At 51.3% G+C, this 12773-nt stretch carries 12 protein-coding genes and 1 riboswitch; of the genes, 8 read left to right on the top strand and 4 right to left on the bottom strand.

What is annotated here, in order from left to right:
• Window positions 1–149 precede the first annotated feature (149 nt).
• Both BM124_RS10805 and BM124_RS10810 read left to right on the top strand, forming a co-directional pair.
• Window positions 150–620 (top strand): hypothetical protein, encoded by a 471-nt coding sequence (locus tag BM124_RS10805; protein WP_093337492.1) that lies wholly within the window; start codon window positions 150–152, stop codon window positions 618–620.
• Between the two features lie 30 nt (window positions 621–650).
• Window positions 651–1796, top strand: a complete 1146-nt coding sequence (locus tag BM124_RS10810) for a glycerate kinase (protein ID WP_093337493.1) — start codon at window positions 651–653, stop codon at window positions 1794–1796.
• A gap of 316 nt (window positions 1797–2112) precedes the next feature.
• Here the strand turns inward: BM124_RS10810 and cls are convergent, their stop codons facing one another.
• Window positions 2113–3561: a cardiolipin synthase gene (gene cls / locus BM124_RS10815; protein WP_093337495.1), complete on the bottom strand. Its 1449-nt coding sequence runs from the start codon at window positions 3559–3561 to the stop codon at window positions 2113–2115.
• Window positions 3562–3735: 174 nt separating this feature from the next.
• Here cls and coaW point away from each other — a divergent pair, with 174 nt between their 5' ends.
• From coaW to thiE, 5 genes are all read left to right on the top strand, one after another.
• Complete coding sequence (gene coaW, locus BM124_RS10820; protein WP_093337497.1) at window positions 3736–4587, top strand: type II pantothenate kinase; 852 nt, start codon at window positions 3736–3738, stop codon at window positions 4585–4587.
• A gap of 24 nt (window positions 4588–4611) precedes the next feature.
• Entirely contained in the window at window positions 4612–5070 is a 459-nt protein-coding gene (locus tag BM124_RS10825) for a MarR family winged helix-turn-helix transcriptional regulator (protein ID WP_093337499.1), read from the top strand.
• A gap of 77 nt (window positions 5071–5147) precedes the next feature.
• Window positions 5148–5256, top strand: a riboswitch (TPP riboswitch).
• A 73-nt stretch (window positions 5257–5329) separates the two neighbouring features.
• A complete protein-coding gene (gene thiD, locus BM124_RS10830) occupies window positions 5330–6145 on the top strand; it encodes a bifunctional hydroxymethylpyrimidine kinase/phosphomethylpyrimidine kinase (RefSeq protein WP_093337501.1) in 816 nt (271 codons plus the stop codon).
• A gap of 13 nt (window positions 6146–6158) precedes the next feature.
• Window positions 6159–6980 carry a hydroxyethylthiazole kinase gene (thiM, locus tag BM124_RS10835; protein ID WP_093337503.1) on the top strand — a complete coding sequence of 274 codons (822 nt, stop codon included), beginning with the start codon at window positions 6159–6161 and terminating at the stop codon, window positions 6978–6980.
• The gene (gene thiE, locus BM124_RS10840; RefSeq protein ID WP_244504307.1) at window positions 6970–7605 is read left to right on the top strand and encodes a thiamine phosphate synthase; all 636 of its coding nucleotides are present in this window, start codon (window positions 6970–6972) and stop codon (window positions 7603–7605) included. The genes thiM and thiE overlap by 11 nt, the downstream gene beginning before the upstream one ends.
• Before the next feature lie 152 nt (window positions 7606–7757).
• On the opposite strand, the gene nirD is transcribed toward thiE, so the two are convergent.
• Genes nirD through cobA form a run of 3 tightly spaced genes read right to left on the bottom strand, consistent with a single transcriptional unit; the run spans window position 7758 to window position 11728 of the window.
• Window positions 7758–8078: a nitrite reductase small subunit NirD gene (gene nirD, locus BM124_RS10845; protein WP_093337504.1), complete on the bottom strand. Its 321-nt coding sequence runs from the start codon at window positions 8076–8078 to the stop codon at window positions 7758–7760.
• Between the two features lie 15 nt (window positions 8079–8093).
• A complete protein-coding gene (gene nirB, locus BM124_RS10850; protein ID WP_093337506.1) occupies window positions 8094–10526 on the bottom strand; it encodes a nitrite reductase large subunit NirB in 2433 nt (810 codons plus the stop codon).
• Window positions 10527–10561: 35 nt separating this feature from the next.
• Window positions 10562–11728 (bottom strand): uroporphyrinogen-III C-methyltransferase, encoded by a 1167-nt coding sequence (cobA, locus tag BM124_RS10855; protein WP_093337508.1) that lies wholly within the window; start codon window positions 11726–11728, stop codon window positions 10562–10564.
• A gap of 206 nt (window positions 11729–11934) precedes the next feature.
• Between cobA and BM124_RS10860 the strand changes: the two genes are divergently transcribed.
• On the top strand, window positions 11935–12654 hold the full coding sequence (locus BM124_RS10860) for a hypothetical protein (RefSeq protein ID WP_093337510.1): 720 nt from the start codon (window positions 11935–11937) through the stop codon (window positions 12652–12654).
• Window positions 12655–12773: the final 119 nt, after the last annotated feature.

Genomic DNA, 12773 nt, shown 5'->3' on the forward strand with positions numbered 1-12773 from the left:
AAGGGGCGCCAAAGAGGCAGTCCCTTTCTTTGTACAGGATTTTGGTGTAACGGTTCACGTTGTTCACTATAAAAAAAGGAATCGGGAACATTATATCGAAATATGTAATACGGCCTGACGTAAGGCGCAGCACATAAAAGGGGGATGACATGACAGATCGGGAGCCGGTTCATTTATATCTTTCAAGGTATCAGGAACATATTGCGTATTTACAGGAAACCGGGCAGGAATCGCCGGGATGGCGGGAGCTCCGGGAAGAAGAACTGCCCGGGTTTCTGCAGGTGAAGGATTCCAGAATCCAGGTGGAAACAGAATCGATTGTCCGGGACTATGCCGAAGAAGGGTCGTGGAAACAGGGAGACATGCTGCACATGAGGCTGGAACTGACCGACGGCACGGAACTGGCGATGCACGGTTACTATGTTCCTTCCAGAGAGGACTGGTATCCGGATGAAAATCCGATGACGCATAAAAGCAGCTGGTGCGGCTACTGCCAATCGATTATCGGGCTCATGAAGCAGAGAGACCTGGAAGGTGAACTGTGCATGCTCCCTCTGCCTGAGAAGAAATATCTGTTTGAAACGGTTCTCAGGCGGCATCAAGAGGAGCTTTACGAATAATATGATTATTCCAGAACAGGAGAGAAACGTATGAAAGTAGTGATTGCACCGGATTCTTTTAAAGAAAGCATGTCAGCGATGCAGGCGGCTGAAGCAGTGGAGCGGGGATTCAGACAGGTGTACGGAGATGCTGTCGAAACAGAGCGGATCCCGATGGCCGATGGAGGAGAAGGAACGACCCGGTCCATGGCAGATGCGCTGGAAGGGAACATGATAAAAAAAGAAGTGACCGGTCCGGCGGGTATCCCGGTTCAAGCGGAGTTTGCCCTTCTCGGGGACGGACGGACAGCGGTGATTGAAATGGCGGAGGCTTCCGGCATTGCACTTGTTCCCAAAGAAGACAGAAACCCTGTAACCGCCACTTCATTCGGTACCGGGCAACTGATAAAAGCAGCACTGGATGAAGGAGCTGTGAAAATCATCCTCGGTATCGGCGGAAGTGCTACCAATGACGGAGGCGCCGGCATGTTTCAGGCGCTGGGCGGGAGATTGCTGGATGCCTCCGGACATGATCTTCCGGCAGGCGGCGGCGCATTAACGGAACTCGCCGGTATTGATACGTCCGGCCTGGACCCCCGGCTTGCCCGCACCGACATCCGAACGGCCTGTGACGTAACGAATCCATTGACGGGAGAAAACGGAGCAAGCGCGGTATACGGTCCGCAGAAAGGAGAGGACGAGAAGATGGTGAATCTTCTCGATCAGGCGCTGTACCGATTCGGGCAGGTTATAGAAGAACAGCTGGGCGTTCATGTGGATACGCTTCCCGGCTCTGGTGCGGCCGGTGGAATGGGAGCGGGTCTGAAAGCCTTTTTACAGGCGGAACTTGAACCGGGCATTGACATTGTACTGGAAGAAACCCGTTTTGCCACGAGAATAAAAGACGCCGACCTTATTATCACCGGTGAAGGAAAAATGGATTATCAGACGGTGTTCGGAAAGACCCCGGTCGGTGTAGCCAAAGCAGCCCTACAGGTGAAAAAAGTACCGGTGATGGCGTTCTGCGGCCAGCTTGGAGATGGATACGAAGCAGTATTCAACCACGGTATTACCACGGCGTTCAGCCTCATGCCGGGACCGGGAACGGTGGAGTCCGCCATGAAAAACGGAGAAGCCTACATAGAAAGCCTGGCCAGAAATACGGCCGCGCTCTGGAAAGCCGGAACCATGGACTAATCAACTGGAGTCGGGATGAACGACGTCAGGCAGCCGGCAAAACTCCGCGCCTGCACGCTCTTGGTTACGTTTGGCTCCCGCCAGTGTGTGTAAAACGTCTCTTTAGAGGCTTCATAACGACGTTTGCACAGCGCCGGCGCATGAAAACGCAGCTTTAGTCCGCCCATGCTGACGTTTCTCCCTTTCCCGGAGCCGGTAAACGTAATCACGAACCGTTCTATGTTACGTTACCCTCTTTTTTTTTCAATACGTATTACTAAAAAAACACTTTCGATTATCGTAGACGATAATCGAAAGTGTTTTTTTACTTTATTGTTTACAGAATGGGGGATAGGAGATGGGATATTGATTCTTTGAACCGGATCCAGAGGGACCGCTCTCTGTAATCTTTCAAAGTGAGTTCACGGCAGTGTTTCATGTCTGTTTCAAAGGTGAGAGCCATACGCTCTGCCGTCGGCCTGTGATACAGAAAAGCATTGACTTCGAAATTCAAACGGAAGCTTCTGACATCGATATTGGCGGTGCCGATGGACGACACTTTTCCGTCGACGACAATGGTCTTGGCATGAATAAAGCCATTTTCATATACATACACACTCGCTCCGGTCTTTAACAGTTCACCAATGTGGGAATAAGTCGCCCAGTATACAAACGGATGATCCGGTTTGTTGGGGATCATAATCCTCACGTCTTTCCCCGACAGCGCCGCGATGCGCAGTGTATCCATCAGACTCTGATCGGGAATGAAATAGGGAGTCTGAATGTAGATGGAATCTTTGGCAGCCATAATCATCTTGATGTAGCCATTTTTAATCTGTTCCCATTCTGAATCAGGACCGCTTGAAATAATCTGGGCAGCGGTATCCCCTGCTGCTTCGTGTTCCGGGAACAGCCGCTCATCATAGTGAATGTAGTGATGATGGGTAGCCTGGTTCCAATCCAGAATAAAACGTGTCTGCAGGGCTTTCACAACCTGACCCGTCATGCGCAGGTGAGTGTCCCTCCAGTACCCGAATTTCGGATCGAGTCCGAGGTATTCGTCTCCGACATTAAATCCGCCGAGGTAACCCGCTTTACCGTCAATGACAACGACTTTGCGGTGGTTCCGGTAGTTCAGGCGCAGATTGATGAGTGGAATCCGCCGCGGGAAAAAGATTTCAACGTTGCCGCCTGCTTTTTTCAATGTATGAAAGGCGCGCTTCGGCAGTTTTCTGGATCCCATTTCATCATATAAAACCCGTACCCGGACGCCTTCCCGGGCTTTTTTTGTCAATGCGTCAAGTAACCTTGTTCCAAGTTCATCGTTACGGAAAATATAATACTGCAGATGAATGTGGTCCGCAGCATGGTTAATGTCTTCGATAAGCTGATCAAATTTTTCCTTGCCGTCGGTATAAATGCTGACCTGATTGTTTTCTGTCAGAAGGGCATCATTATTGACAAGATGCATGTAAATAAGATCCCTGTAATCCCTCGCGTCCGGATCGGAGAAATGAAAACGCTGCTCCCGCAGGGAATGAATCTGTTCCTGAATCAGGTCTTCGATGCCGATTTTTTTAATATCCTCCCAGTCAAAAAGCCGTTTCCGGCTGAGATTCTGGCCGAATATCAAGTACAGGATAAATCCAAGAAACGGAACGAAAAGCAGGACCATCAGCCATGCCCACGTCGAGGTGGCATCTTTTCGTTCAAGAAAGATAATGATAACAGCAAAAATTAAATTAAGAAAAATAACGAGACTGATTAAAATGGAGTAAACACCCATATAATTCCCTGCCTAACTGTGTTCAGTGATTATCAAAGTATAACAAAAAAAGAGGTTTTCGTCTGCCGGAGAAGCCATCAAACGTATAAAATATTCTATCATTCTGTGTGCGTTTTGGTATAAAATATACGGAGATATGGTGAAGTTAAGCTGGCAGCAGCGGGAAAGGGGTACATGGAGTCGATGGACAAGCAGTATGTCGGTATTGATGCCGGCGGCACACTTGTAAAGATAGTATACAGCCATGAAGGACACCTGCAGTTTGAAAAGATGGCTACGGACCGGATAGATGAGATCATTGAATGGATTAACCGTCGATTTACGAATCCTGAAATACATATAACCGGCGGAAAAGCCGGTGTATTCGCGGAAGCCTGTCCGGACAGGGTATGGAGGGTCAATGAATTCGAGGCGACATGTGAAGGAGTGAGCTGGCTTCTTGAAAAAGAAACCCTGTCTTCCGGTATCGGAAGCGGGTTTTTGGTGACCAACGTCGGCACCGGGACCTCGATACATTATGTTTATGCAGATTCCTATGAACGTATAGGGGGCAGCGGCATGGGAGGCGGCACGCTTCTTGGTCTGTCTTACCTGCTTACGGGTCGCAGTGATTTTGAAACCATTTTAGAAATGGGACAGCAGGGGAATGGACAGGCACTGAACATTACCGTCGGCGACATCTACTCCCACGAAACACCGCCGATTTCAGGAGCATTGACCGCAAGTAATTTCGGTCATACCGCCAACATGAAAGAAAAGGAGTTTTCCAGTGAAGATTATATCGCAGCGGTCGTAAGAATGATCGGGGAAACCATCACGACGATGAGTGTTCAGGTCGCGGACCGTCTCGGAACGGATACAGTCGTCTATATTGGCTCGACCTTTGCCGGTCATGATACACTGAAAGAAATTATAAAAGGATACACCGAATTAAGAGGAAAGACACCTTACTTCCTCCCCAGGGGGGAATACAGCGGAGCCGTAGGAGCACTCCTTCATTACGGCTGGTCGGATGCACTATTGTAATGGGGAGAGAGAAAAGGGGATATCATGAATACGGAGGAATATAAGAAAATATATCTGGAATCGCTCCATGCTCTGGAGAATATAGCATCGTATCTGCAGCCGAAACTGCCGATTTTAAGTGAACTCCAGCTCACCGCCCGGCAGGAGTCCATCATGATAATATTTATTCGTCAAGAAGGCATGTCTCTTAAAGACATGGCGCAGCGGCTCGGCATTTCAAAAAGCGCGGTGACACAATCCGTCAATAAACTTGAAAATGAAGGTCTGCTTATCCGCTCCATCAATGAGCAGAACCGCCGGGAAGTGACGATGAGTCTCGGAAAAACGGGAAGGCAGCTGAAAAAAGAGTTTGAGACATTCGAAGCGTCCATCATCGAGGATTATATAACACAGCTTCATCTGGATGATCTGAAACAGGTGCTTGAAACGTTCAGAAAATTTGAGCGTATAATCAAAGAAGGAGAACAGAGTACCGGACAGTAGGGAGCGGGATTTCCATCTGTTCCGATTGACAGGGCTGAGTCCCGTCCGGTACGATAGAATGAAAGACAAATCGACACAGCTACCACTAGGGGCGCTGAACACAGCTGAGATGGTGTCCGCTTGGGCACCGGTCCCTCAGAACCTGATATGGCTAGTACCATCGGAGGAAAGTGGAGCGGGCGCACAGTGTGTATAGTGGTAAACGTGCAGCCGCTCTTCCTGAAGAAGAGCGGTTTTTTTAATAAGGGAGGATAAAACGATGAACGATATTCCGAGTGTGCTGTCCATTGCGGGAACCGATCCGAGCGGGGGAGCCGGAATTCATGCAGACCTTAAAACGTTTCAGGAATGCAGGGCTTACGGCATGGCGGTTGTCACGTCGGTCGTGGCACAGAATACAGAAGGGGTCCGTAACGTATGGCACCTTCCCGTTGAAGCATTGGAAGAACAGATAAAGGCGGTTCTCGAAGATATCGAACCCCGTGTCGTCAAGACAGGCATGATAGCAACACCGGCCATGATTGAAAAGACGGCGGACCTGCTGGACGGCACCAACATTCCGCTTGTCATTGATCCGGTTATGGTGGCAACAAGCGGTGATTCACTGATGGAGGATGAATCAACGTCGCTGATGAAAAAGCGGCTGTTTCCTCTTGCTGAAGTGGTGACACCGAATATGGCTGAAACCGAGCTCTTGACGGGCATCACCATCCGTTCCCGGGAAGACGGGGAAAAAGCGGCGCGTGTGATAGTTGAGGACATGGGCGTAACGGCGGCTGTCGTGAAGGGCGGCCACGCGGACGGCGATGCAGAAGATATTATCTACTACAATGGGGAACTGGATGTTGTACGTGCTCCCAGAACAGAAACCAAGCATACCCATGGCACCGGGTGCACGTTTTCGGCAGCTATAGCAGCTTACCTTGCCCGGGGGGAAGACGTAAAGGGCGCCATTCAAAAAAGCAAAGACTTTATCTCACATGCGATTTCCGAAACGCTTGGAATCGGTAGAGGAAACGGGCCGGTTAATCACTGGGGGCTGCGGCTTACTATAGAGGAACTGCTGAAAAAATAAGGAGGGATCGGGAATGAAAGCAAAAGAAGCCTCCGTTTATCTGGAGCAGGTTCGAACGCAGAATCCATTGATTCACAATATAACCAACACGGTCGTTGCCAATTTTAACGCAAACGGTCTGCTTGCTGCCGGAGCGTCCCCGGTTATGTCGGATGCCCCGGAAGAGGCAGCGGACATGGCAGGGGCGGCAGACGCTCTCGTTTTAAACATCGGCACCCTTCATCCGGAACAGGTCGAGAGCATGTTCACAGCAGGCCGCGCCGCGTCCCGGAAAGGCATACCGATTGTCGTGGATCCGGTAGGGGCCGGCGCCACGCCGTACCGCACCGATACGGCCCGGGAACTGTTGAAACAGCTCGAAGTCACCCTGCTCCGCGGCAATGCAGGGGAAGTTTCGGCCATTACCGGGCTCGAAAGTGATATGAAAGGTGTGGATACTTCCGGGGACCGAAAAGACACAGCGGTGATTGCCGAACATGCGGCCCAAACTCTTGGTATCCCGGTTGCTGTTACCGGTCCGGTTGATGCGGTGTCTGACGGCCGGGAAACGTACCAAATATACAACGGACATTCCATGATGGCAAAAATCACCGGAAGCGGCTGTCTTGCAAGCGCCGTGGCGGCGTCTTTTTTGACCGTTTCGGATCAAGTGGTAGAAGCTGCGGCGGCCGCACTCGGGTTTTACGGCACGGCAGCGGAACGGGCGGAAGGTTTTGCCGCCAATCAAGGCCCGGGCACGTTCCAGGTCGAATTGCTGAATGCCCTGTATCATGTGGGCGAACTTGATCTCCGCCAGAGCCTCAACATGAAACAGGTGACAAACGATGATGAATAAAGAGCAGTATCTTCTGTATTTTATAATGGGAAGCAATAATACGGACAAGGATCCGGAAGAGGCGCTGCGTGAAGCCGTGCAGGGAGGAATCACCTGCTTTCAGTTCCGGGAAAAAGGGGAGGACGCCCGCGAAGCCAGCGGGAAAAAGGAGCTGGCGCAGCGTCTCCAGGTGATCTGCCGGGAGGCCGGGGTTCCGTTTATTGTGAACGATGACGTGGATCTTGCGCTCGAACTCGGCGCCGACGGAATACACGCAGGTCAGGAGGATACGCCGCTCCGCGATATAAAAAAACGGTGCTCCGGCTCGATGACGGTCGGCGTGTCTGCTAAAACAAAGGCTGAAGCAGAGCAGGCTGTACAGGACGGCGCGGACTATCTTGGAGCAGGCCCGATGTTTGCCACATCCACCAAAGAAGACGCTGAAGCACCGGTAGGGCCGGAAACAGTCCGCATGCTCCGGCAGTCGGGTATCACGCTGCCCATTGTCGGCATTGGCGGCATCGGCACCGAAAATGCGGCATCGGTGATGGAAGCCGGGGCGGACGGTGTTTCGGTCATATCGGCCATCAGCCGGGCCCCTGATATCCAGCAGGCGGCGCAGTCACTGCGGAATGTATTGCGGTGAGAGACGGGACGTTACCATAAGCACCATCTCACATACGAGCCGGGCATGTAACAATGCCCGGAAGACAAAAGCACGACCGATGATGAGGCGTAGTCACCGGCCGTGCTTTTCTTTGGATCAATTTTTGGAAGCGGGAACTGCCCGCGTGCGTGTCACTCGTACTTCAGGTAAACAGCTCCGTTTTCCACGGTGGTTTCAAATGTTTTGACGCAGCCTTCATCGGCGCCCTGGACGATGCCGTCGGTTACGTCAATTTTCCAGTCATGGAGCGGGCAGAAGACGTATTTTCCGCTTACCATTCCCTGCGACAGCGGTCCGCCGCGGTGCGGACAGCTGTTCTCAATCGCGTGGACATCTCCGTCATTCAAAAAAACGGCAATAGACTGCTCTCCTATGAGAACTTCTTTCGGAAGATGGGAATCAAGTTCTTCATAATCCAGAATATATAGTTTTTTTCCCTGCAGCGCATCCATATTTTTCTCTCCTTTTTATACCATTTCTACGGCTTTACGCTCAAACAGTTCTTTCCGTTTGTTTTCGTTATGAGTTAAGCTCGCCCACGGATCTTCCGGTTTGTGTTCGAGGGCGTGCTCCATGCGCTCCTGATAGAAACGGCGGGTTTCTTTGTCATCAATAATCGTGCTCTTGATGTGGTCCAGTCCCACACGTTCCACCCAGTGGGACGTCCGCTCCAGATAGCGGGCGTCTTCGCGGTAATACTGCATGAAGGCACTCATGATATCGAGCAGTTCATCTCCCGAAGATACTTTCACAAGTCTGTCGCCGGCTCTTAGTTCAACTCCGCCGTTTCCGCCGACATACATCTCCCATGCCCCTTCCACTCCGACAATGCCAATATCTTTAATACCGGATTCTGCGCAGTTCCGCGGGCAGGCTGATACGGCCATCTTTATTTTGTGGGGAGTCTGGAGACGTTCGAATTTCTTTTCAATGGCAATGCCCATACCAATCGAGTCCTGCGTGCCGAAGCGGCAGAAGTCTTCCCCGACACATGTTTTGACGGTTCGGATAGCTTTGCCGTAAGCGTGTCCGGACGGCATATCAAGGTCAGACCAGATATCCGGCAGGTCTTCTTTATTAACTCCGAGCATATCAATGCGCTGTCCGCCCGTCAGTTTTAACATTGGCACGTCGTATTTTTCAGCTACATTGGCGATGGTGCGAAGCTGATCGGAGTTGGTCACCCCGCCGTACATTCTCGGCACGACCGAGTACGTGCCGTCGTTCTGAATATTGGCGTGCATCCGTTCGTTCACAAAACGCGACCGGTCGTCGTCTTCATGCGTTTCGGGATGAATAACGCCAAGGTAATAGTTGACAGCTGGACGGCATTTCGTGCAGCCTTCCTCATGCTCCCAGCCGAGCACGTTCATGACTTCGCGTGGATGGGTGAGCTGTCTGGTGCGGATGGCGTCCTGCACCTGTTCGTGGGACATCGTCGTGCATCCGCATATCGGCTCTACCTGGGATTCTGTGACCTCATCGCCGAGCACAGCCTGCAGCAGGTCGGAAACAAGCGGTTTACAGCCGCCGCATGAGCGCGAGGCGTTGGTGTGCTGTTTGATTTCTTCGACCGATGACAGACCTTCCTGCTCAATAGACTGAACGATCGCCTCTTTGGAAACGCCGTTACAGCCGCAGATGGTTTCGTCAGGTGCCATGGACAGGACGGGGCTTTCCGTCCGGGCGCCGTCCTCGGACGGCAGCAGTACAGCTTTGCTCATCCCGCTGATATCTTCCTGCTTTTTCATCATATCCAGAAGCCGGGGAGAGTCGGAGGTGTCACCGAACAGAACGGAACCGACGACTTTTTCGTCCTGAACCATTACTTTCTTATAGACGCCTTCGAATTCATCGTGAACGCGTACCGCTTTCTTCCCTTCCCCGTCCATGAAATCACCGGCGGAAAAAACGTCCACGCCGGACACTTTCAACTGCGTATACATGAGAGAACCGGTATAGGAGGCGGTCGAGCTGTCATCGCAGAGCCGGTCGGCGAGCACCTTTGCCTGTTCGTAAAGCGGTGCGACAAGGCCGTACGCGATGCCGTTGTGCTCTGCGCATTCCCCGACGGCGTACACATTCAAAGCGTCGGACTCCATGTAGTCGTTGACGACTACGGCACGATTGGTTCCGATGCCTGTCTTCTGTGCCAATGCGATATTGGGTTTGATTCCAACGGCCATGACGATGAGGTCGGCATATAATTTCGTGCCGTCCTTGAAGTACAATCCTTCGACGCGGTCTCCGCCGACAATCTGTTCCGTTTGTTTTTCCATATGGAACCGCATGCCCTGCTGTTCAAGTTCCTCTTTCAGCATCTGTCCGGCGGTGCTGTCGAGCTGACGTTCCATGAGGGAATCGGCAAGATGAATGACCTCCGTTTCCATATTCAGATTCAACAGGCCGCGGGCGGCTTCCAGACCGAGAAGGCCTCCGCCGATCACGGCAGCACGCTGGTAATGCGAAGAAGCGTTAATCATGGTTTCACAGTCTTCGATATCGCGGAAGGCAATGACACCTTCTTTATCAGCACCTGGAAGCGGAAGCATAAAGGGGTTGGAGCCGGTCGCAAGAATAAGACGGTTATAGGTTACAGTCTTGTTGTTTTCACTCGTTACGACCTGCTTTTCAGTATCAATGTCAACGACTGGATCTCCCGTGTAGAGGGTAATGTTATTTTGTTCGTACCACTCGTACGTATTTAGAATAATGTCATCCAGTTCGGTGTCCCCCTGGAGCACTGAAGATAACGAAATACGGTTGTAGTTTGGATGAGGTTCTTTGCCGAAGATGGTAATTTTATAGCGCTCGGGGTCTCTTTTCAGTATTTCCTCCACGGCTCTTACACCGGCCATTCCGTTTCCGATAACGACTATCTGTTCTTTGTGATCGGTCATAAACATGTTTCCTCCTTCTATGAAATCAAAGGTTTTTACATGGTTGCTTTCGTGTCTGAAGCGGCGGTCGTCTTGTGTTCATCCGTCAGAAAAATACCGGGCCAGTTCTGCGGCGACTCAAGGGGCAGCAAAGGAAGCATGGGCGTGAACGTGCTGGAGATTCCACCGGTGGCGGTCATCCAACAGGTAAGCGGCTGCGCTTTTGCTGTCCTGTTTTTCAGACAGTCTTCATATAACTGCTGCCCTTCCTTTGTAGAAGGAAAGACCATGTGGCGGATAAATCCTTCTTCCAAAAGACGATTCATAATGATCTTTGTATTTTCTGATTCATGAAAATATTCTGATATTACGGAATGGATATATACATCCATTCCTTCTGTTTTCAGCTGTTCATACACGGCCCCTTCGGCACTGGACTGCGGGAAGGCCAGGATTCCTCCGGCAGCTGATGGATGGAACCATTGACAGTCCTGGTGATGCCCTGCGGCGTTTCCGACAAAGATAACCGATGGATTAGTGATGTTCTGTTCTGCGGCCTTGGCGGAAATAGCATGAAGCGGCCCACTGACTGTCCGCTGCCGGTGGTGGGAAGCCCACTCTACAATTAATACTTCCGTGTCCCTGTCTTTCCCGTACTCCATCAAGCGGGAGGTGATGAAGTCGAGGCGTTTCACCCCCATATACCAAATGAGCGTATCACTGGTTGCGGCAAGGTTTTCCCAATCTGCTGCTGTTTCTCCGGAAGGCCCCTGACCGTGGCCGGTAAGCACCCGGAAACCGTGGGCATAACGCCGGTCGGTCAAGGCAGCTCCGGCATAAGAACTGGCCGCGCTTGCGGCAGTAATACCGGGGACAATTTCATAGGGAATGCCGCGCTTTTTCAGATCTTCCATTTCCTCCGTCACCCTTCCGAAAATGGCAGGGTCCCCTCCTTTCAGCCGGACCACTTTTTTTCCGCGGCGGGCGTGAACGATCATTTCCTGCTGGATGGTTTCCTGTCTCAGCGTATGAGCACAGGGCTTTTTGCCGCAGTAAATCAGTTTTGCGTCCTTCGGGGCGTGCAGCAGCAGGGCGGGATGTGCCAGTCGGTCATACAGAACCACATCGGCCTGCTGGAGGCACTCTGCCCCGCGGAGAGTAAGGAGGCCGGGGGAGCCGGGCCCCGCGCCGACAATATGAATGGTGCCCTGCGATTGTTCCATGGATCGGGTATCCCCCTTTATCTGACTTTAATATGTATTTTGAGTGTATATTATATAGAGCGTACGTTGTGCAAAAACGATAGGTAATCTGACACACTTTCTCATGAAAGTCAGAGGGGAAGGGGACAGCCTCATAAGAACGGGTTTATGCGGAAGGCATCCGGGGAATGCAGGGGTTGGCATACAACGATTAAAGGAGAATATTCATGGCCGTTGACACAATATTACTTGGGGCACTATATTTGGTTGTCCAATTGTTTGCGAATAAAATCATTTCCACCAGTACTATCGGACGCTTCAAGTGGCTCTCCTTTTCCGGCGGGGTGGCAGTATCTTATGTGTTTGTGTATGTACTGCCGTCGCTTCATAAGCAGCAGGATAGTCTCTCGAAGGATTCCGGCCTGACGATGGAATCGGAGTTATACATATTGGGGCTTGTAGGACTTTTGGTGTTTTACGGCGTTCACAAAGCGGCGGAACGGGCTTCCCGTAAACACGCAAAGGGAGAAGGAAGCTTCTTTTGGATTCAGATTGCATTTTTTGTCGTGTATAACATGCTGATCTCCTATCATATATTTGCTTCTGATATAAAGGGAATAGAAGCTGTATTTTACGGCATTGCAGTCGGTCTGCACTTCATGGCGGTGTCCCATGACTTGTGGAGGGAGGACGCGGCGCGTTACGAAAAACTCGGCCGCTATCTGCTTGCTTCAGGCATTCTGGCCGGCTGGGCTGTCGGAGTGTTCGCCCCGATGCCGTCTTATATGCTTGGTATCGTGTTCGCCTTCATCTCAGGCGCGATGATCATGAACGTACTGCAAAAAGAACTGCCTTCTGAAGAAAATGCCCATTTCCGCACCTTTCTTGGCGGCGCTGTCGGTTACACAGCGTTAACCATCGCACTCAAGCTGTTTTTCAATTGGTAGGGTTTCGGGACTGACAGAACATTCGGGGCTGTATCAAAAGGTTGTGAAAAAATGACCTTTTACAGCTCCTTTTTCTATTTCATATACAAAAAAATCGCCTCTTTCGGTATAATGAAGTC

It is taken from the genome of Salibacterium halotolerans, assembly GCF_900115625.1.
In the GTDB taxonomy this organism is placed as follows: domain Bacteria; phylum Bacillota; class Bacilli; order Bacillales; family Marinococcaceae; genus Salibacterium; species Salibacterium halotolerans.